This is a genomic window from Caballeronia sp. LZ001, from assembly GCF_031450875.1.
Taxonomy (GTDB): domain Bacteria; phylum Pseudomonadota; class Gammaproteobacteria; order Burkholderiales; family Burkholderiaceae; genus Caballeronia.
In genome coordinates, this window is record NZ_JARTVX010000004.1 from 1,972,384 (window position 1) to 1,991,348 (window position 18,965).

At 57.1% G+C, this 18,965-nt stretch carries 24 protein-coding genes; 4 read left to right on the forward strand and 20 right to left on the reverse strand.

Annotation, left to right across the window (positions count from 1 at the left end; translation table 11 throughout):
* Positions 1-14: 14 nt before the first annotated feature.
* From P9292_RS19995 to P9292_RS20090, 20 genes are all read right to left on the reverse strand, one after another.
* A complete protein-coding gene (locus P9292_RS19995) occupies positions 15-1,340 on the reverse strand; it encodes a phage major capsid protein (protein ID WP_309853944.1) in 1,326 nt (441 codons plus the stop codon).
* A gap of 81 nt (positions 1,341-1,421) precedes the next feature.
* Positions 1,422-2,393, reverse strand: a complete 972-nt coding sequence (locus tag P9292_RS20000; RefSeq protein WP_309960919.1) for a S49 family peptidase — start codon at positions 2,391-2,393, stop codon at positions 1,422-1,424.
* Positions 2,390-3,649 (reverse strand): phage portal protein, encoded by a 1,260-nt coding sequence (locus P9292_RS20005; protein ID WP_309960921.1) that lies wholly within the window; start codon positions 3,647-3,649, stop codon positions 2,390-2,392. Before P9292_RS20005 ends, P9292_RS20000 begins: the two co-directional genes overlap by 4 nt.
* A gap of 185 nt (positions 3,650-3,834) precedes the next feature.
* Positions 3,835-5,547: a terminase large subunit gene (locus P9292_RS20010; RefSeq protein ID WP_309960923.1), complete on the reverse strand. Its 1,713-nt coding sequence runs from the start codon at positions 5,545-5,547 to the stop codon at positions 3,835-3,837.
* A gap of 2 nt (positions 5,548-5,549) precedes the next feature.
* Positions 5,550-6,023, reverse strand: a complete 474-nt coding sequence (locus P9292_RS20015; RefSeq protein WP_309960926.1) for a terminase small subunit — start codon at positions 6,021-6,023, stop codon at positions 5,550-5,552.
* Positions 6,024-6,129: 106 nt separating this feature from the next.
* Positions 6,130-6,336: an HNH endonuclease signature motif containing protein gene (locus P9292_RS20020; protein WP_309960929.1), complete on the reverse strand. Its 207-nt coding sequence runs from the start codon at positions 6,334-6,336 to the stop codon at positions 6,130-6,132.
* Positions 6,337-6,603: 267 nt separating this feature from the next.
* Positions 6,604-7,059, reverse strand: coding sequence for a hypothetical protein (locus P9292_RS20025; protein WP_309851716.1), 456 nt, complete (start codon positions 7,057-7,059; stop codon positions 6,604-6,606).
* Between the two features lie 19 nt (positions 7,060-7,078).
* Positions 7,079-7,309 carry a hypothetical protein gene (locus P9292_RS20030; protein ID WP_309960931.1) on the reverse strand — a complete coding sequence of 77 codons (231 nt, stop codon included), beginning with the start codon at positions 7,307-7,309 and terminating at the stop codon, positions 7,079-7,081.
* Positions 7,306-8,472, reverse strand: a complete 1,167-nt coding sequence (locus tag P9292_RS20035) for a site-specific integrase (protein WP_309936395.1) — start codon at positions 8,470-8,472, stop codon at positions 7,306-7,308. The genes P9292_RS20030 and P9292_RS20035 overlap by 4 nt, the downstream gene beginning before the upstream one ends.
* Entirely contained in the window at positions 8,469-8,648 is a 180-nt protein-coding gene (locus tag P9292_RS20040) for a hypothetical protein (RefSeq protein WP_309854048.1), read from the reverse strand. The genes P9292_RS20035 and P9292_RS20040 overlap by 4 nt, the downstream gene beginning before the upstream one ends.
* 8 nt (positions 8,649-8,656) lie before the next feature.
* Positions 8,657-9,145, reverse strand: coding sequence for a hypothetical protein (locus tag P9292_RS20045; RefSeq protein WP_309960933.1), 489 nt, complete (start codon positions 9,143-9,145; stop codon positions 8,657-8,659).
* Positions 9,142-9,507: a hypothetical protein gene (locus P9292_RS20050; RefSeq protein WP_309854042.1), complete on the reverse strand. Its 366-nt coding sequence runs from the start codon at positions 9,505-9,507 to the stop codon at positions 9,142-9,144. The genes P9292_RS20045 and P9292_RS20050 overlap by 4 nt, the downstream gene beginning before the upstream one ends.
* A 109-nt stretch (positions 9,508-9,616) precedes the next feature.
* A complete protein-coding gene (locus P9292_RS20055) occupies positions 9,617-10,174 on the reverse strand; it encodes a hypothetical protein (RefSeq protein ID WP_309960935.1) in 558 nt (185 codons plus the stop codon).
* 20 nt (positions 10,175-10,194) lie between these two features.
* Positions 10,195-10,524: a hypothetical protein gene (locus P9292_RS20060; protein ID WP_309854036.1), complete on the reverse strand. Its 330-nt coding sequence runs from the start codon at positions 10,522-10,524 to the stop codon at positions 10,195-10,197.
* Between the two features lie 223 nt (positions 10,525-10,747).
* Positions 10,748-11,782, reverse strand: a complete 1,035-nt coding sequence (locus P9292_RS20065; protein WP_309854033.1) for a helix-turn-helix domain-containing protein — start codon at positions 11,780-11,782, stop codon at positions 10,748-10,750.
* Positions 11,779-12,588 carry a BRO family protein gene (locus tag P9292_RS20070; protein WP_309854030.1) on the reverse strand — a complete coding sequence of 270 codons (810 nt, stop codon included), beginning with the start codon at positions 12,586-12,588 and terminating at the stop codon, positions 11,779-11,781. Before P9292_RS20070 ends, P9292_RS20065 begins: the two co-directional genes overlap by 4 nt.
* A gap of 163 nt (positions 12,589-12,751) precedes the next feature.
* A complete protein-coding gene (locus tag P9292_RS20075; protein ID WP_309964097.1) occupies positions 12,752-13,528 on the reverse strand; it encodes a ParB N-terminal domain-containing protein in 777 nt (258 codons plus the stop codon).
* Positions 13,529-13,693: 165 nt separating this feature from the next.
* Positions 13,694-13,954, reverse strand: coding sequence for a hypothetical protein (locus P9292_RS20080; protein ID WP_309854024.1), 261 nt, complete (start codon positions 13,952-13,954; stop codon positions 13,694-13,696).
* 866 nt (positions 13,955-14,820) lie between these two features.
* Positions 14,821-15,147 (reverse strand): hypothetical protein, encoded by a 327-nt coding sequence (locus P9292_RS20085; RefSeq protein ID WP_309854056.1) that lies wholly within the window; start codon positions 15,145-15,147, stop codon positions 14,821-14,823.
* Positions 15,122-15,391 (reverse strand): YdaS family helix-turn-helix protein, encoded by a 270-nt coding sequence (locus tag P9292_RS20090; protein WP_309854020.1) that lies wholly within the window; start codon positions 15,389-15,391, stop codon positions 15,122-15,124. Before P9292_RS20090 ends, P9292_RS20085 begins: the two co-directional genes overlap by 26 nt.
* Positions 15,392-15,476: 85 nt before the next feature.
* Between P9292_RS20090 and P9292_RS20095 the strand changes: the two genes are divergently transcribed.
* The 4 genes from P9292_RS20095 to P9292_RS20110 all read left to right on the forward strand — a co-directional run bounded on the left by P9292_RS20095 (position 15,477) and on the right by P9292_RS20110 (position 18,964).
* Complete coding sequence (locus tag P9292_RS20095; protein WP_309854017.1) at positions 15,477-15,893, forward strand: hypothetical protein; 417 nt, start codon at positions 15,477-15,479, stop codon at positions 15,891-15,893.
* Positions 15,894-16,663: 770 nt separating this feature from the next.
* Entirely contained in the window at positions 16,664-16,846 is a 183-nt protein-coding gene (locus tag P9292_RS20100) for a hypothetical protein (RefSeq protein WP_309854014.1), read from the forward strand.
* 69 nt (positions 16,847-16,915) lie between these two features.
* Positions 16,916-17,755, forward strand: a complete 840-nt coding sequence (locus tag P9292_RS20105) for a hypothetical protein (RefSeq protein ID WP_309854010.1) — start codon at positions 16,916-16,918, stop codon at positions 17,753-17,755.
* A gap of 216 nt (positions 17,756-17,971) precedes the next feature.
* Positions 17,972-18,964, forward strand: a complete 993-nt coding sequence (locus P9292_RS20110) for a site-specific integrase (protein WP_309854007.1) — start codon at positions 17,972-17,974, stop codon at positions 18,962-18,964.
* Position 18,965 lies beyond the last annotated feature (1 nt).

Sequence of the window (18,965 nt, forward strand, 5' to 3'; positions counted from 1 at the left end):
CTCATCGAGGGTTGTTACAAACCCCAGCGTACGCCGATGAGCACGGCAATAGATTCGACGTGGCGCGGACCAAAGTCGTTCTTGGCGATCACCCGGATCAACGTCTGGTCACGTTGAAAAGCGCTGACTACCTGACCATCCGAATCTTTGTAGGTGGCCTCCTTGCTGTAGTCGATCTCAAGCGAATCTTCTTCGCCGATGAACAGGTCGCCGAAGTCAGCGAAGTAGACCTCCGACGCATTGGTCTTATCGGCCGGCTTGCCATCAGGATCGCCAATAATCGGAACTTGCGTCGTCCGCCCGACCGGATAACCCTTCAACATGCCCTTGTCGAGCTCCGGATAGACCCTATTACCGGTTTCGTTGCGCAAGCTCGTCAGAAACCGGAACACGCGCGGCGCCATGATCCATCCCGGCGTGATCATGTTTGCGTCCGCACCCTCGAGTGCCAGAATTACCTTATTCAAGTCGATGTCGACTTTCTGCACGGACGACCCGTCACTTGCGGCGATCTTGTTTGTCTGAACCGCCCAGTGACGGAGGCCCTTCGGTGTGTTCGAATTTCCGTCGTCGAGAATGAATGCTTTATCCTCTCGAGAGCCGATAGCACTGGTCAAGTCACTAACAACGATCTGGTCGACATTTGGATTCACGCCCGCATACTTGAGCAGATCGTTTGCGATCGGCACCAGCGCGGCAAGCTTTTTCGCCGTAAGCTTTAAGTCGTCGAACTTCGGTTGTGCGGCCGGGATATCCGTGTCTGCGCCGATATAGCCGACTACAGCACCGCCCTTTAAGCGTGGAATCGTAATGTTGCCGTTCGACAGCGGCAGCGTGCGTGCTCCTAGGTAGCGAACAACCGACTTCGGACGCAGCAACTCGATCACTTCGCTCGAGAGGTTTGTCGGCACCAGGACGCCACCCGCACTCGAGGTGAGGGTGTTTAGCGACATGGCGACGTCTTCACCAAAACCGCGCTCCAGCGCCAACTTGGAAGCCAACTGCGTGTCGCCACGCGCTGCGGCCAGCGCGCGCACCATACGCGCCACCTTCGCGCCTTTCACCTCCGGCATCTTCGGCTGCGCCGGAACGCTCGGTGCCCCGCCGCTCGCCACCGCTGCCGGCGTCGGATCGATTGCAACTGCCGCCGCGGCCGCCATGCGCTCGGCCATCTCTGCCCGTTCGATCTGTGCGGTGATCTCGCTGAACTTCGTACTCAAACTAGCAAATTCGACATGTTGCTCGGCAGACAGCGCAACGCCTCCCGCTTCGCTCGCCGCAAGCGCTTGGACCTGCTGGTTAATGTTCGCGCGTTCGCGGCGAAGTTCGTTGATATTCAAGATCGATCTCCAAAAAAAGCCGCCTGAAGGCGGCAGTACTCGTTCAGCCGCGAACGCGCTGACGTGCGAAACTCGTGTATGTCAGTAGGTACTTCGCATCCTCATCGCAGCGGCCTGCGCGGCAACGCTTCGCCGTGAAGCCGTGCTCGCCTTGCGCTCGCCACGCGACGCTCGTATCTCTGCGGCTATCCGATTCACAGCAGACTGAGGCGTTTCGATACTGTCGGCCAGTGCCGCCTCTACTCCTTGCTTCCCAAAGAAAATTCCCGCCTGCGTGTCCTTGACCGCCTGAGTGGTGAGGCCTCGGAAGTTCGCGATTGCATCGACGAATTGCGCGTAGTTTGTTTGCACTACGCTAGTTAGATGCTGGAGTGACTGGTCACTCAATGGCTCGTGGGGCGTAAGATCGTTCTTGCGGTCGCCAGCGAACACCGAGGTAACCTTGATGCCCTGCTGCTCGTCGCGCTTGGACATGTCCAGATGCTTGGCGATTACGCCGATCGAACCGACACCAGAGCTCTGACTGACGATCACGTTCGACGCGGCCGCCGCGATCAGGTAGCCGCCCGAGAACGCGGAGAAATTGACGATCGACGTGATCGGCTTCACTCTCGTGGCAGCACGGATGTCGTTGGCTAACTCGAACGCACCCGTCGCGCTGCCGCCGTTGCTGTCGATGTCAAGAATGATGTGCTCGACCGCGGGATCGCTGACAGCCTGGTTCAGCGACGCGCGCAGTCCTTCATAGCTCGTCATCGGCTCACACGGGTTCATGTGCGCGGAGCGCGATACAAGGATGCCGGCGACCGGAATGATGTCCAGACCAGTATCGGCAACCACTGTGCGTCGGCGCTCGGATGCCGCCGCCATCTGCGCGCTGCCGCCAAAGTCTCCGTCGTCGGTGACTTTCGGCTGCGTGCCGTGCACGCTCAAATTCACGATATTCAGATACAGGGCCTGATTAGCCCATTGGACCGCCAGCGACATCATGTGATCACTAACGAGTTGCGGCTGATTGAAAATTAGGCTCGCGAGTCTGAGATGTGACTTCAAGACAGAATCCTTTCGACGTCTGCAACTTGCGCTTTAGTGGGCTGAGCTTTGCTCGGCGGCATGGGCAGCGGCTTGGATGCGTCCACCATATTGAGCGGGCTCAAATAGGTATCTCCCCCGTCCACTGGCGGCATGTTCTCCAAGCGCCGAATGTCATTGCTTGACAGCCAGCCCCATTGACGCCCGACCGCGTAAGCTGCGTACCGCGACGCCTGATCACCCCGCAGCAGCCCTGCCAGGTTGTATTCGATAAAGTACCGTTTGCGCTCGGACGGCAGCAGTAAATCACGCGTTTTCGCCTGCTCATGCCGCTTGACCCATGGCAACAAGGTATAGATCACAAACTGGATCTCCTGATGCTCGATGTTACTGAACGTGGCCCGCTCAAGTTCGTTCACCATGTGCGCCGGAATCTTATAGATGCGGGCGATGTCGAGCGCGGAGAGCCGCAACGCGTCGATCAAAGCCGCGTCAACGTTAGTCATCGACAGCGGCTTAAAGGTCATGCCCTCCTGCAGGAGCGCGACCTTCTTGGCATTGCCGGAGCCTGCGAACTTTGCGTTCCAGCTTTCGGTAATGCGATCGACACCTGCCTGATCCTTGATGGGCGGGCTTGCACTCGGTCGTTCAATCACGCCGGAGAGCACCGTGCCATTCAGAAACGACCTTCCCGCATACTGCTGTATCGCCTGAGAATGCCCAATCGCATTCGCATGGAGCATGATTGGGGACAGCCCTGTATAACTATCGAGCGTGATCCAGCGAACATGATGGATCAGGCGCTGGGGCATCAGCTCCCTGCCGAAGGCGAAGTAAAAAGGCTTGAGATCCCCACCGCGCATAACTACCACCGATTCGCTTGGCATCGGATAGAGCCCCCGAACAACCCCATCGCAGTCGCGATCAATAAAGCTATAACTATTTCCGCAAAGTCCGACGGCAAGCTGCGACTGCTCTTGGTACTCGAACGGGGTTTGCCACGGGTTCGGTTCGTACTTCAGTATCGAATGCAACGGGTGATCAACCGCCGGCTTCCTATCATCGCCGAATCGCTCATACAGCTCGATCGGCAACTGCGCAATGCTTTCGGCCAACAAGGTGACGCAGGCCTGCAGCACCGTGAGTGATAGCGCGCTTTGCTTGGTAACGGTCTGGCCCGACTCGGAGCGCACGCTACCCAGAAGCGACGAGATCCATCCGCCTGACCCTGTCTGCGAGAGACCAGCGCTAGGCAATAGATGCTTGCTAAAAAACACTACCTACTCCTTTGCCTGCGCCGCCTGCCCGATGCGAGCCGCGGCACGGTCGGCAAGGTATGCCCAGAACAAAAGGAGCAGTCCCGCTACGATAAATCCCGCTGGCACGCTTAAGAGTGCCACACCGGAAACAAGCAGTCCGAAGCCGACCAATCCAGCGATCCAGCCAGCAAGTCCAATCACACTCAAACGCCTACCCCTTGGTCATAAACGGAACCGCCGTACAGCGCTGTGGGATTAAGTGCCATCAGTGTCACGGCGTTAAACAGCGCCATCAATGGATCGATCTTTGCTGATCCACTGGCCTGCTTCGTTATATTGACAGCGTTCCCGACCGGTACGACGCGCGCGTTACCCACACACCACGCCATTAGCGGCTGACCGCCATGCATCAGCACGCCGTCAGGCACAACGTCATCTGCGCTCACTCTGCTGTTTCCTGCAACAGCGAGGCGCCGCTCAGCGGTTTTGATCGCGCCGGAGAGCTTCCAGCCCTGCGAGATACCTATCACCTTGTCCTCGGGAATGCCGAGCTCGGCGAGTGCATCAAGAACGCTGCCTATACCGGCCGGGTCAGCGCCGACTTTGTCGAGCAGCCCGGCCTGATAGATCGTGGCAACGATGTCGGCAACGTCTCGCACGTCATCGCCAATCTGCGCGACCATCGTCAAATCACCCTCAGCCTCAAAATCGTGCAGCCGCGGCGCGATCTCCTTTCGACGATCGAGAACGGACGGATGCGCCCACGCGTGCGTCCAGGCAAGCCAGTTACGCGTTTGTCTTTCGCGCCCGATCACAGCAAGCCCGAGTAAGTCGTCCAGTCCGCCGCCGTCAATTCCGACGTCGATCACCTCGCTTCGCTCGATCACCTCTTCGAGCGTGATGCCACGTGCGCGCGCAGCGTTTTCCCAGAAATCTGCGCCCGCCCACCGATCGGAGCGCAAGTTCAGGCCTATCTCGACGTTCAGATGCTTCGCAACGAACTGCTGAAAGCTACCGTCCGTCTTGTGCTGGATCTTGCGTAGCTGGTCCTTGAGCCACTCGGCGCTGACTGAGCGCCCAATGTTGGGGTTCGTGACATAGAAGTTCGCCGGGTCAAGATAGCCTTTCGATGCAATCAGTTTTTCCGGAAACTCATAAAGCACGCCCAACGACTTGCGATCAACTATCTTTCCGTCGCGCACGTCGCGGTAATAGTTGAGCTTTTCGCGAAACACACCCGCCGGCGGCTCGTCGCTCTGCGTGGTCAGGATGACGACCCATCCCTCGTCGCGCGAGATCTGACCACCCGTCGCCTCCATAAACATGCTTTCAGCGTTCGACTTCTTGCCGAACAACCAGTGCTCGTCGATGAGAACGCGTCCTGATTTCTTGCCGGAAACCGTGTCAGTATCGGCAGCGACGACCTTCAACGACGCACGCGTCACGCGATGTGTGATGGTTCGAACATGGTCTTGGACGTGAAACAACGTCGACAATTCATCATCGGCTCGAACCATGCCGGCGGCCGGTTTGAAGCTGTTGTCGGCGACTTCCTTCGTGGGCGCCAGGATCAGATGCTCTTCCTCTTCACGCCAGCAGCGAATAACGGCCGTCAACATGATCCCGGCAGCGATCGTCGACTTCGTGTTCTTCTTGCTGATAAGCAGAAAGAACTCGCGAATCAACTGCGCACCGCTCTGCGCATCGTAGGCTCCGAAAATGGCAGAGACAAAGTCGAAGACCCACTGCTCACTACATTCGCCGAACGTCGGTTTGCCCGGCAGATCGACAACGCGCAGCTCTTTGAAGATCGCCAGCGCCTGCTCTGCTTCATCAGGAAAGATCGGAGCCGGAATGATCGACCTCCCGTCGATCAAACGAGCTTCCCAATCGGGACAGGCTGTCGTCCACTCCATACTTACACCTTCTTGCCGCCTGCCGCGACGAGCTTGGGCGGCGCGGCAGGTGCAAACTTGCTCGCGACCTTCTTTGCGGCTTCATCACGCAGCTCTTTCTTCCCGCCCTCGCCCTTCTTCGCGTGTTGATACGGAACAACCGCTTTCGCCGAATCAACGCGTAGTTTCGGCTCGGTCATCGGATCATTAAACACGGCGATTAAAAACTCCAGCGCGTCGCGCGTCGCGACCGCTTTAGATATGTCGAATCCTGCGGCCGCGGCCACACTTGCCAAATTCGCATCGACCTTCGCGGGACGATCAAGCAACTTTTTTCGACGCTCGATCTCCGCTAACACCCGCGGGTTCTTTAGCAACCGATTAGCTTCGATGCTAGCGGTACGTTGGCTGTATCCGGCTGCGACTGCGGCGTCTTTCCCTTTTCCATCAACGAGATACGCCTCTACGAACAGCCGTTGCTTATTCGTTAGCGACATTAGCAACTCTCGTAAAAGGGGAAATTTTGTGCGCGTGAGAGAACGCTCGGTGTCCGAGCCTCGAACCCACCAGACTTTCGACACCCCCTCCCCCCCAAACACTTGCTCAACGTCCAAACCGCCCCGCAGCCTCCGCCGCCGTCTTGCGCGCATGACAGTCAACGCAGAGCAACTGCAGATTGGCGTCGTCGTTACTGCCGCCAGCTTCGAGCGGAACGCGATGATCGACGTGATCGATATGCTCGTTCCAAGCTCGGCCGCACTGCGCGCAGCAAAAGCTGTCACGCGCGGCGATGCGCATGCGCGTCGTCATCCATCTGCGCCCACGAATGCGCACCGTGGATCCAGCTTTCACCTTTAACAACGAAAGCCTATTGGCCTTCACGTTACTCAGTCGGAGCTTAAGGGTCCTCAGTCTCGCCATTCGCAGGTTGCAACACAGAGATGGATGAACTAGCCTCGAACGAGGCTATCGCGCAAGACGCGCACCAATGCAAAAAGCCCACACGGTTTGAGCCATGCGGGCTTTGAAGACAGTGATGCAGCCTATCGATTAAGAGCCGATTTTATATGAAAGTGTTCAATCAGCAGTAGAACTATTTTGTTCAATAATTCTTGAACACTTTTCGGACATGAAGCTTTCACTTGCCCGGCGGATTGATTTGCTGAGCGATTCGGCGCGTTCCGCAAACCGACGGGCGCGGTTATAGATCGTGCCGCGAGCGCAATTCTGCTCGTAGGCCAATGTCTTAATGTTCGCGTTGTACCAATAGACTCCAAGGAAGCACTCCGCCTCGTGCGCGCGACCGCCTTGTTCGCATAGCGCATGGATCGCCATATTGAAGAACGGCATCTCAGGATCCAAAAACGAGTCCGGCTCGCGCGCCATTGCTCGACGGGCGGGCTGCAGACGTGCAAGCACATTCGACTTTACATACGGCGCGAAGATGCGGCGTGTCAGACACCAAGCAACCCAACGATGAACCTTGTCGTCTGCCGCGTTTCGCGCACCTTCATTCAAGCCCTGTTCACTCATAGCCTCTCCACCGATCTCGCTATTGCTCAACGCCGTAAGAAATGTTCCAGTGATCTAACCAGGCAAGCAACTGCTTGCGCAGTTCCCGGTTGCGCGGATACGGAAACTGGATCTGACCTTCTTCTTCGATTCCAGCGAATGGGCAGCCTGGAATTGAGATCCAACTCTGCGATCCTTCCAGCCGTCGCACGGCCATCCGCAGAAGCGGTTGCGGAATCGCAGACATTTCAATGTATGTGTATGCGCTCATGTTGTCGACGACCTCGTGATGGCTTGAGTCTCGTCGTGCGCACCCTGAGCGGATGACTCACAGGAATTCGACAACTCAGTAACGACAAGGGTTTGAGCGATGCTCTTCGCCACTTTTTCGCCACTTACTTTGCGTTTCGCGAGATCGACCAAGCCCATTCGTTCGCTCAATCGTGCTTGCGCATCGACAACCGAGCCCAGGTCAGCTTCCAGGTACACCATCGTCGTACGCGCATCCTTGTGGCGCATCACGCGCCGGATGGTTTGGATGGGAACACCCTGTTCGCTCAAAAGCGTGGCGAACGTGCCTCGCAGTCGGTGCGGTGTGAGCCCGACCACTTCACATGCGGCGTTTGCGGCGAACATCGCTCGACGCGTAAAACCCGGCTTGAACGCCTCGCCGTTCGTGCGCGTGACGATCAGTCCGCACGCCTGGCGCGTGGGTTGCAGATAGTCGAGCAACCATTGCGGGACAGGCACGGGGTCCGCCTCGCGCCCCTTGGTCCGGCCTGGCGTATAGGTGCCGCGCTCCCAATCGAGCCACTCCCAACGCGCCGTGATGGTCTCCATTTCGCGCAACCCTAGTCCGAGCATCAACCGCACGGCGAACGAAACACCCGGCCGCCGAGCGGCCGCAGCATCGACTTCGATCAGCCACTTCGCGGTCATCGAAATAGGCAAAGTCGTACGCGGCCGCTTCTGCAGCTTGATCAGCTTCACCGACCACGGCACCATCGGCAGGATGTTGCGCCGAACCGCCCAGTTGCACACGACCTTGATCGACTTGAGCCAGTGGTTCGCGCTTGCCCGGCTGTGCGTCTTCAAATACTCAAGACGCGCCTGCTCGATTGCCTCGTTCGTCAACTGATCGATTGAAACATCGCCGAGCTTATACAGATGCAAACGGGCGACGGTTCGCATCGATTTAATATGCGCGCCGCTCACGATCGGCTCGTTAGCCCCGATCCATTTCACAAACAACTCGCGCAGCGTCGGCACCGGCTCGCGTCCTCTCGACCATAGTTTGGCGTCGTGGTAGGCGCGCGCCGCCACGACTTCGGCCTTGTGCTTGACGCTCTCGCGTGTGCTGCGTTGCACCCGCGCGCCGTTCACCTGGAAGCGGAAATGCCAGCATTTTCCAACGCGGAATAATTGATAGCTCACCGGCTCGCCCCTTTATAGATCCCGAACGACTTCAATTCACCCCCACGAATCCGGTGCTTGGCCAGCACGACGAACTTGCCCGTGCGTTCCACGAAGCGATCGACGATCACGTCTCCATTGCGCAGCACTACGCGAACGCGCGTCCCTCGGGCGCAGCAGGTGTGCGGCGTCTTCATGGCGGCTCCTAGGCGAGACTTTTGAAGAGCGCCTGAAACTGACGCAGCTTCGCCAGGTCGGCGCTGTCTTGTGCTTGCCGCTGTTCGATCGTCAGCGCCGCGGTCTCCACGTCAGAGGCTAGCTCCGTCAGATCCCCGGCGAGCTTGCGCGCGCGACCGGAAAGCGCGGACAGAATGTCGAGCACCGAATGGCTCGGCACGCTACCCGCTGAACTGGATTCGATTTGTTTCGCTGCTACGGTCACCATGCTCTCCTTTTCTCTTACTTCCACGCGCTGAAAGCGCCCCTTGAACTTCTCACGGACCAAACCAGCTTCCTGCAACCGAAGCAAGCACCCATCGAGCACCGCGACATCAGGCGAGCTCTTCGTCACTCGCCGCAGATGCATCGCGATCTCGTTGCGCGACCATGCGTCTTGCTTCGGCACCATCTCCAGCACTTTCTTCGCAATCGCAGATTGCCCGCTCAGCGCCGCTTGAAATCTTGCTGGTGTCATACCTTGCTTCCTTCCGATATCGGCGCATCCGGCGCCATCCATGTGTGATCGCCGCTATCGCGAAACGCCTCAAGCGACTTCCAGTTACTCGCATAAAGGCAATCGACCCATGCGTATTCGTGATTGACCCAATCAGATCTTTGGATCGAGCCGCGGTATCCCACAGGAATAAAAGCCAGCGCCTTGACCTTGTATTCCTCACCGCTGTGATCAAGATGCCGCACACGGCGCAAGCCATGCACCATCGTTTCTAATGACGTCTTGTTCGTCATATAGGTGTAGCGGCCGCGCATTCCCTTTTCTGTTACGAGACCGACAACGGGAATCTGTACCGTCAGTACCATCGCTTGCATCGCTTTCATGCGATTTCCTCTGCCAAACCCATTCGTACTGCGCGCACCGATTCCATCCTTTGGATGCGCAAACCACCGTGTTTGCGTATGCAGAACGCTTCCGGTTGCGAGTTGTTCATCAAATTTCCTCCACATCCCAACCGCCGCCGTCGCGCGCTTTTCTCGGATATACCACCTTGAAAACGAGGGGGAAGATCCATGCAGCGACCTTCATCTTGACCTTGGCGTCATCGCTGAAGATGGCACGCGCACCCTTCACGTCGTGCATCTCCAACACCCCGGACGCAGGCAACACCACGTAATCCACAGTCAGAAAGGTCCTCGGCGCAAGTTTCAGCTTGATGCCCTCAAACATGTACCACTGGATTTCGCCTGAGCGCCGTTGCTGTTCAAGATGCGCCTCGTAACGGCGCTCGGTTGCGTTCTGCTCGCCGTCGCGAAGCCGGCCCAGCGCCTGGAGTGCCTTTCTTGCGGCCTCGCCTGATGTCGCCGCGCCGCGCGCCGCCAATACTTGAGACACTACCGGATCGAAACCGGACATGATCTCGTCGACTTCGCTGTTTGGCTGTGTGCCGTACTTCTGCGCAAGTGCGCGCTGCTGCGAATCTCGACCGACAGTCATGTCCTCGCGTACGCGCGCCGTGCCGACGTTCTTTGTACCTGCGGGCACGTACACGGGCCAGGATGAGCAGCGTTTCACCATGCTTGCGCCACCTCCCGCTTTGCCAAGGTGAGAAAGTACGGGATGCCGAGTAGCATCGCTACGATGAATTCGCGCTGCCAGGCGAGAATGCCCAAGATGGCCGTCGTCGACACGAAGTCGTAGAAGGCATTTACGGGATAGCCGTGCTCGTAATCCGTCGCAGGCACGAGCAAGGCAGCGATCCACATGATTTCAGCGATGACGCAAAGATAGGCGATGGCGACATCCCGTGCGAAAGCATGACCACCCTCGATCCACAGGTACAGGCAGATGACGAGCAACACGTCGAACACGACCGCGCGCGCGAGCTTTTGAGCGTTCATGATGTTGAACTCCAACGAACAGGATTGAAACGACACGTCGAATGTCCGGACACGTAGTGCCAGTCGGGCAGTAGCAAACAGTTTTGAAAGGCCAGTTGATGCATGCGCTCGCGGGCCGAATTCGTGACTGCGAATCGGCAGGTTTGGCATTGGTTCGCACCGAGTTCTGCCCCGAGGAGGTCACGCTGCGGATCCATGGCGGAGCGGTCTTGGCCGGACTCGCTCATGCCGCCTCCGTGTTGCCATTGCGATCGCGCGGGATATCATTGAAGTAAGCGTAAAGCGCCTCGTAGCGCTCCTCGCTCTCCCGCCCCACTGTCCGCAGCATGTCCTCCATCCATTCGCCCGGACCGGCCGCCTTGAACACGCGCGCCTTGAAGCGCATGAACAGTTCACCATCGCCCTGCCGTACGCCAAGCTGCTCGGCGCGCGCCTCGATGCCCCCTGATGTTCGCCACCAGTCCGCAGCGATCGTTCTCGCGCCGCCGGGCGATGCCTGCGTGAGCGTCTCAGCTCGCACGGGGAAGAGCCCCGTCCAGCCACGAAGCACAGCCTCCTCGACCGTCACCTCGGGCGACTGGCCGCCCGCTGCGAGCGCAAGCAAACGTTTGACCGAGACAGCAGCCGCTACTCGCGTCCATGGGGCGTCCTTGTGCTTCGCCTCGCGGTGCTCGCACCACATTGCCCAGACGGCCGATGGGATCTCGTCGGGCAGTTCGAGATTTCGGATCTGCTCATGCGACGCAACTCGCGACGCACGTCGCGCAGGTTGGTGGTTCTCTGATGGTTCTGATGGTTCTTGGTGAATCGGGTGCAACCCGTTGCACCCTTTACTGTCGTTCGTTGCACCCTTTACGTCGTTCGTTGCACCCTTTTTGCCGCTCATTGCACCCTTTGCATTGGGTGCATCCTTTGCACCCTTTGAAAACGATGCAACCGTTGCGCCCTTTTTGGGGCCGACTAAGGGTGCAATCTCTGCACCGTTTATCCAACCAGGACTAATGCGGTACTCGCATGTCTTTCCCCGACCTCCGCCAGCGTTCGCGACCTGAACTAACCAACCGCGCTGAACCATGCTCTTTATCTGGTATTGAACCGCCCGTGCTGAACGACGAGTCTTTTGAGCCAACGTTTCGATGCTCGGGAAAATATGCTCGCCGTTGTCGTCGCAGTAGTCCGCGAGTTTCAGAGCGAGTAGGAGCTCGTGATCCTCGCCCGGGTAACGATCCCAGACCATTGTTTGAACTTTGATACTCACGTGGAAGCTCCAACGACCCGTGACGAGACGAGCGCATGCAAATCGGTGAACCGATCCACGTACCAATGCGGCTGGGTTTCGCGCGGGCTATTCGGGTTGGTGATGTTCTTGCCGTACAACAGCCCCGCCTCGGTGATCGCCCAAAAGCGCCTCGTTCCATTGACTGCACGAGAAGAGGAGCTGCGGCGCGTGCGCTCGGCTTGCATCCCAGCATCCGCCAAGAGACGGTTATACGTGCGAGGCGAGATTGAGATTCCATGCGCGACGAGCAAATCCGTTATTGGCCTCGTCTCCATCGAACTGCCCATTGTCGAATCCGGGGTAGCGTCAACGGCGGAGGCAGGAAGGAATGCCGGCTCCAGGCCGTGGTTCTTTGCGATATGAGACAGCATTGCGATCTGGCTGGACGGAGACGGCTTAAGAAGCCGTGTGAAGCATTCGGCGATCGCCAACTCGCCGGCCAGCTTTGCCGAAGTGGTTGCCTCGTGTGAGTAAACCCCCGTCTTGCGGATTGACGGGAGAACTTCTCCTACGACCCACTCCTCAAATCGCTCGGCAGACGCAAGTCGTGAGCGCATGATCAGACGGTAGACATCGCGCTCGGGAATGAGCGTCATCTCTTGGATACCGCCCGGCGTGGGGATACCCCGTTTCAGGGTAGCCTTGCAATGCGTCGGAATGGCGTTCTCTGGCTTAACGTAGCCCAGTGTCAACGCGACGTCGCGTGCGACAAAATAAGCTTCTCCGTCGATGGGGACGACGCGCACAGGCGCGCCATCGAAGATGAACGGGGTGACTTGAGTCATCGATGACCTCACAGGTTGTTGTCGTGACCGCACGGCAGAGAGCCGTCGTCGTTTTGCTTTGCTCCGCAGCTAATGCAAATCTTTCGAGGCTCCGACGCGCGCTGGTCTCGTTGGGTCTCGGCCTCTGACTGCACGTTGGACTGGGCTTCGTGCTCCAATGTCGTCATTCACCGTCCTCCTGCTGTGCAACCTGCATCACCCAGCGCAACGCTTCCGCACGCTCACCCGACGAAACCTGCAGTTCCTTCAGGACTTCCTTGCGGCTTCGCATCCGAGTTGAGCGCTCGCCAATAGCGGCGCGTTGAGCGCGAGCGCGCGCATGGCCCGTCACATTCTCGCCAGCGGCAATCAATTCCCGCACCTTTTCACGCTGTGCATCCGGCTCTAGGCGCGACAGCTGGCGAGCGTGGGTGACTTTGATGCGCCCGCTCTCGACCGCTCGACGGACATCGCCGCAGCATTCGAGAAGAGCGATCGTGGCGCGAACAGTAGCCGTCGAGCATCCGAATATCGTCCCCACTTCACCCTCGCTATAGCCGAGTGCCATCACACGCCGCATCTTTTCCGCTCGACCGAGCGGTGTATCAGCGTCGCGCAGCTCGTTTTCGCCGATGATCGCGGTGAGCGCGGTTCGCCGCTCGCCGCGATAGACCTGTGCAGGGATCTGGATGGGTTGCTCCCCACGCAATCGTCGCCACTCATTGGCGAGTCGAGCTGCCTTGGTACGCTGGCGACCGACCGCGACTTCCGTTTCGCCGGTCTCGGTGTTCTTCATCACCGAGATTGGTTGAAGCACGCCTTGGAAGTCGATGTTCCGTGCAAGATCGACGTTCACGGGTAAATCAACGCGTGGGTCGTACAACGGTGAATCCGTATCCGTGACCAGCACCAGCTTGTCCGGGTCGAAGAACAGCAGGGTTTGTCTTCCCCGCCGCGCCATAAGCGTCAATTGAATTCTTTGCCATAGGTCGTGTCGATCAGTTCTCGCTCTTAGGCAGACATCTAAACGCAAGGTCTACTGCGTTGATGACGCACACTAGCGTTCGTGCCTGTCTGTAGTACGACTAAATCAAAAAGCTATCTTGGAGACTGCTTTGCATAGCTACTACCGTTTCGCCCCTTGGTCCGACGACTTCCGCATAGCGGTTTGAATCGCCGCCGCTGCTTCGCTGCGTGGGACATTGAAGCCCGCCATCGGCAATGGTGTTGCCGGTTCATAGGCAAAGCGCCGTTGCGACACTGTTTCGTTCGCGCCGGCTTCGACATGAAAGGCGTTCGGGCGCTCCTCTTTGATCTGCGTTACAACTTCGTTCAGCGTCTCGCTGGTCGCTTGCTTAAGCATCTGCTTGTGTTTCTCAATATGCATCTTTGCTTCTCCTCTTCATAAGCAAGATCTCGCTTGCACGATGTGCGAGTTCGATTGAAAGACAGACGAAAACTTGATAGTGCCGTCTGATTTGTTTGGCGCCGCGCTCATCGACGGTTTCGCGAGCAAAGCGTTGTGATGTCAATCTCACTGCCGTACTTCAGTCGCAGGTGCTCCCACAGGCCTTGTTCCCTCGGCGGCATCACTGCATCGCTTACGTGGATCGAGCCGATCTCGCTTGTCACCTCGTGACCTGGGCACAAGTCGGTCCTTAACATGGCGCCTCATCGACTGATACGAGCGTCGTTACACGACGCACGCCTAGCATTTACTTACGTGAATGGCAACACGACCCATGGTCGTGGCGGGACCTTGGCCCAGCCCAGTGGTCTCAATCGTCACTTTCAGAGTTCATATTTTGTCCTTTCATGCTGTCACGCCACCTCAAGTGGTTATGACCAAACGCTCAAAAAACACCAAAAAATGGCGCGGTCTTCATGGCATACCAAAACACCGGCCGCTATGCTCGCCGAAGGCCGCCAATCGAACCAATAATTCGCAGCAGTCGCACCAATCGATCAGCTTGCCGATCCAAATGCCTTCTGATACACAGCAAAATCTGGGTCCCCCAAACCTCAAAAAAGTGCAGGCGCATGTTCACCGAATTGTTTTACGCAAGGGACCGAGCTGGTAACGTCTATCGAGTTGTCGTGACGCAGGATTCGATTTATGGGTCGTCGCCGTTTTCAGCGCAGCCTAGACTAGGCTCAAAAAATTTTCGACTCATCGATGGTGGCGATTTATTGCCCCTCTCCGACAACACCTTTTTGATTGTCGCGAGCGGCACTCAAATCACTAGGATCTGATCATCGCACCCCACCTACACATCTCAATGGACTGAAGCGTTGCGCCGTCAATCTGTAGGCCGTGCCTGCAACATACTTGTTTCGACAGGGCAAGGTCCACGATTGGCGGCATCTCCGTTTCACGCTAACGTTGATTGAACGCTTTTGCATCGCCACATCGCGACCGAAACACAAAACCAGAGGCACCACAGGTACGTCATCGACCGAGACACCTTGGGCGCGCGAAACGCCGGCAATCTTGTTGCCGTCGATAGCCGCGCGATCTGCCGCGTCCACGAGATCGTCGCCATCCGGACGTGCTTCAAACGTTATTGATGCGGCTTTCATAGGTTCTATCTTGTCCTGGACAGTCTGAAAGTTCCGGCCAGATTTCTTCGCAATCGTGAGGTCGAAGATCGCGTCTGCTCACTAGCCCACCCGTTGCTCTTTCAATGACCACGCAGCGCTTTATTGGTATTTCTCGCGTCCTGTTACGCCATTGGCTTATAAGCGTCGACGGGACGCCAAGCATCTCGGCGAAATGCTTGGCTTTTGGCGAGCGAGAACAAGATAAGAATGCGTCAAGGTCCATCGGCCAACAATAGCGTATCGCGAACGACGGTGTCAATAGCGTTACGCGAATTCCGTCAGTGCATGGAATGGGTTGCAATACGCCTATGAAAACATGTCACGAAATTAGAAAAGATCAGCTACGCGTCCTTGCGGAGGAGGTAGGAGGAGTCATCGAACTCGCCTCGATAATCTCAAGAAGCGAAACTCAAGTTCGCCAATGGCTGAACGCATCAAAAGACTCGCGAACAGGGAAGCCGCGCGGCATCGCCGATGACATGGCACGGTATATTGAAAAGGCGACTGGCAAGCCAGTAGGATGGATGGACAACGACCCCGCCCGCTGTGAAGTTCCTGGATGGGATGAGCTGGGGTCCATGCAGCAAGCGAAAGTGATCGGCTTTATTCAAGGACTTTTAGCGCAAGCGCAGCACGTTTCTCATACAGAAGCATTCATAGAGAACACAGAGACTCCAGCACCTGCGCAATCAAAAGCGTGGACCAGAAGAAGTAAAGCATGCTAGTCGGGCGCCCCAATCCGTCTGGCGAGGTTAGTTAGCCAAAAGGCGATTTCCCTGCGATGCTCCGGTCGTATTTCTACCCGTTGCGACATCTCGCCGTCCCCCCACGAAATCGACAGCGTAGACAACCCTCTCGGCTTGAATCTATCTGACGCGTCCACAACGTTTAGGCGGGCCGCGTTTCTCTTTGAGATGGACAGGGACCAAACTGCGTCGGGTTCCTCGCGCGTTGGATTTTGCTTCACTGACGTCTCCGGTAATATTTCCTCAGACAATAATACTGTATATCCATACAGTCAGCCAAAAAGCCCACATTCATTGTTCCGATAAAACCAGACTTAGAGTTCGCGTAACGCTATTGACATGCGTGTTCGCGCTACGCTAATCTTCGGCATGGACTGATTACGAGGTATTGGCGTCACTTGAACGTGACGAGGCGTCTCGCCAAGCTTTGAAGCAGCGGGCAATCCTTGAAGCGCCCTGTCCCGCGTTAACCTTTGGGACTTGTCAGTGCGTCAACGGACTTGCCTCAATGAGAGCACACCGAAGATCTGACGCCAAAGTAAGTAATGAACATCTCGAAGTTATTTACTTGACTATCGGTCTGTGAGCTTTCCTCCAGATTGATGTTTTTGTCACTGTCCATGCGCCTGTCCGGTTCGCAGTCAAGGCATTTGACTTCGCGTAGTAACTTCTTCATCGGCTGGCTTCGAATTAATGTGCAAGAGGCTGTGCCTTGCGAAATACACATAGTCATCAATGCGAGGACCGCAATGAACCGCGCTGCCAAAGACAACGCTCTTCTCCGCAACATCTTGCAAGTCGACACCCGAACCGTTTCCGTCAAGGCACACACGCGCATCAAGGAAAGCATCTCTATAGTGCTGTACGCGGTCGGCATTGCGGTTATCTGGTTCCTCTGCTTAGCGGCACCAGCGGGCGCGCTCTGGCGATAATGCGCTGACTCGTCGATCTCCACCTGCATCAAGCATCTTTTAAATTATGGTCTACTAACTGGGCGTCCAATGATAGAGACAATCTTCCCCCGACTGCAGTATCCCAAAACCGCCATCCGACTTGGTTTCCCATTTAAAGACGATCCGCCGAAACAAGTCCATCTGAATAAGTCGCTGCTGCTTTGCATATCTCGCGCTGACATGTCGACCGACTATGGATACACATGGCCGCGTATAGGCGCGATTGCGGAAGCGCCCTGCTGGGAGCCAACGCTCCGCTTTGGCGGTCTTCGTGGTTGGCTTTACGGTCACGGCGATCATGCCATCGGCGGGTATATTGAGCCAACCGCGAAGTGGCTCGTCGTCGAAGCGATCACGGATGAGATCGTCGAATTTGAAGGCATCTGCAAGTTCCCACGCGGCAAAGTGCGCTTCGTCGGCACGAGTAAGGAGGCGGCTCACTACCTTGTCGCACACGAGCCCCGCGCTCGCGAGCACCCCGTAATTGGCGAACATCGCGCTGTTGGCGATGGCGGATCCGTTATTGTCGGGGCACTCGGCGCAGCATCTGCTGGGAGTGATGGGATAGCCGTCGCCGGATATCGCGGTGTCGCATCAGTTGGATCTCGCGGAACAGCGACCGCTGGCTTTCGCGGTATCTCCTCAGCTGGTCGACGTGGGACTGCCATCGCCGGAAGCGGCGGGGTCGCCACAGCAGAAGATTGCGGAACGGCCATCGTAGGCTTTCAAGGAAGAGCAAGCGCCGGCCTGAAAGGCCAGATCAGCATTTGGTACTGGGATTTTTTTGAACAGAGATATCGCATGAAAGTCGGGCATATAGGCGAAGAGGGTCTCGATCCGTATGCGCTCTACACACTGAACGATCAACATCACTTCATCAAGGTGTAAGACAAGGATGCCGCGCTGAGTAACCGCAACCTTGGGGAAGCACATGCCTATCGAATCCGGAAAGCGGGTAACTGCATTGGAAGCCGCCGAGATACTCGGCGTGCCACCGAAGATGATCAGCAGACTCGACACTCGTGGAGCGTACATCAAACGTTTTAAGCTCACGCGCAAAACGCATGTGTATGACCTCCGTTCCCTCTTCTTATACCTTGAATCATGCCAATCGAAACCGTTACAAAAAACGGACGCAAGCGCTACCGGTGGACATTCAACCGGATCATCAAGGGCGAACGTATCCGTCAAACAAAGCTTCTCCCTCTTGGAGTTTCTTCCGCAGAAGCGGACGGCCTCGCAAGACGATGGGAAGCGGAAATCTACGCAATCGCGAACGGAGAGCGTCGCCCGACGGTGACGATTGGTGAGTGCGTGCGCAAGCACGTCGTCGATAAGAAGGATCGCTGGAAGGACGCAGAGAAGCGTATCCGCATCCTCCAGAAATGGAGCGCCGAATATGCAGAGCAAGACGCGCTCGATCTACATGATTGGTCAATTCGAATCGCTGCCTCCATGCGCGCTGCGAGAGATCACCATGGCATGACCAAGCGGCCGCTGACTGATGCATCGATCAAGAACGTGCTGGCATACCTGCGCGCCGCCATCAAGTACGCTCACAAGGTCGGCATGCTCGCCGAGGATCAGACCGCAAGGATGGTCATGCCGTCAGTGAGCAACGAACGCCATCATTATCCACAGCGCCGTGAAATGCTTCTGATCGCACGAGCGTGTAAGCACCGAGAAGTACGTGCCGCGATTCGCATCGCGTTCTATTCGGGCATGCGCAAGTCAGAGATTTTGCGTGCGACGGTGACGAAGAAAGGCTTTGCGCTGACTGACACGAAGAACGGCATGCCCAGGATAATTCCGATCCATCCACGCATCGCGGTGCTCGCTCGCAACGTCCGCTTCACGGTCAGCGCAAACGTGTTCGGCAATCACTTCGAATCAGCTCGCGCCGCCGCTGGATTTTCAAAGACGCGCTTCCATGACTTGCGGCACGCAGCCGCGTCTGAAATGATTAACGCCGGCGTCGACCTCTTCACCGTCGGCGGGGTACTCGGGCATCTATCGATCGTTTCGACAAAACGATATAGCCACTTAGTCACAGAAAAGCTGGCGAACGCGATCGAGCGAATAGGATCGACCAAATAAG

Coding starts and splice junctions, on each gene's coding strand:
- P9292_RS20090 (WP_309854020.1), bottom strand. CDS start 15,391: ATGGACCTTGACGCATTCTTATCTTGTTCTCGCTCGCCAAAAGCCAAG.
- P9292_RS20040 (WP_309854048.1), bottom strand. CDS start 8,648: ATGAAGACGCCGCACACCTGCTGCGCCCGAGGGACGCGCGTTCGCGTA.
- P9292_RS20045 (WP_309960933.1), bottom strand. CDS start 9,145: ATGACACCAGCAAGATTTCAAGCGGCGCTGAGCGGGCAATCTGCGATT.
- P9292_RS20025 (WP_309851716.1), bottom strand. CDS start 7,059: ATGAGTGAACAGGGCTTGAATGAAGGTGCGCGAAACGCGGCAGACGAC.
- P9292_RS20100 (WP_309854014.1), top strand. CDS start 16,664: ATGAACCGCGCTGCCAAAGACAACGCTCTTCTCCGCAACATCTTGCAA.
- P9292_RS20105 (WP_309854010.1), top strand. CDS start 16,916: ATGATAGAGACAATCTTCCCCCGACTGCAGTATCCCAAAACCGCCATC.
- P9292_RS20010 (WP_309960923.1), bottom strand. CDS start 5,547: ATGGAGTGGACGACAGCCTGTCCCGATTGGGAAGCTCGTTTGATCGAC.
- P9292_RS20015 (WP_309960926.1), bottom strand. CDS start 6,023: ATGTCGCTAACGAATAAGCAACGGCTGTTCGTAGAGGCGTATCTCGTT.
- P9292_RS20070 (WP_309854030.1), bottom strand. CDS start 12,588: ATGACTCAAGTCACCCCGTTCATCTTCGATGGCGCGCCTGTGCGCGTC.
- P9292_RS20080 (WP_309854024.1), bottom strand. CDS start 13,954: ATGCATATTGAGAAACACAAGCAGATGCTTAAGCAAGCGACCAGCGAG.
- P9292_RS20075 (WP_309964097.1), bottom strand. CDS start 13,528: ATGGCGCGGCGGGGAAGACAAACCCTGCTGTTCTTCGACCCGGACAAG.
- P9292_RS20020 (WP_309960929.1), bottom strand. CDS start 6,336: ATGACGACGCGCATGCGCATCGCCGCGCGTGACAGCTTTTGCTGCGCG.
- P9292_RS20060 (WP_309854036.1), bottom strand. CDS start 10,524: ATGAACGCTCAAAAGCTCGCGCGCGCGGTCGTGTTCGACGTGTTGCTC.
- P9292_RS20085 (WP_309854056.1), bottom strand. CDS start 15,147: ATGAAAGCCGCATCAATAACGTTTGAAGCACGTCCGGATGGCGACGAT.
- P9292_RS20110 (WP_309854007.1), top strand. CDS start 17,972: ATGCCAATCGAAACCGTTACAAAAAACGGACGCAAGCGCTACCGGTGG.
- P9292_RS20095 (WP_309854017.1), top strand. CDS start 15,477: ATGAAAACATGTCACGAAATTAGAAAAGATCAGCTACGCGTCCTTGCG.
- P9292_RS20030 (WP_309960931.1), bottom strand. CDS start 7,309: ATGAGCGCATACACATACATTGAAATGTCTGCGATTCCGCAACCGCTT.
- P9292_RS20050 (WP_309854042.1), bottom strand. CDS start 9,507: ATGAAAGCGATGCAAGCGATGGTACTGACGGTACAGATTCCCGTTGTC.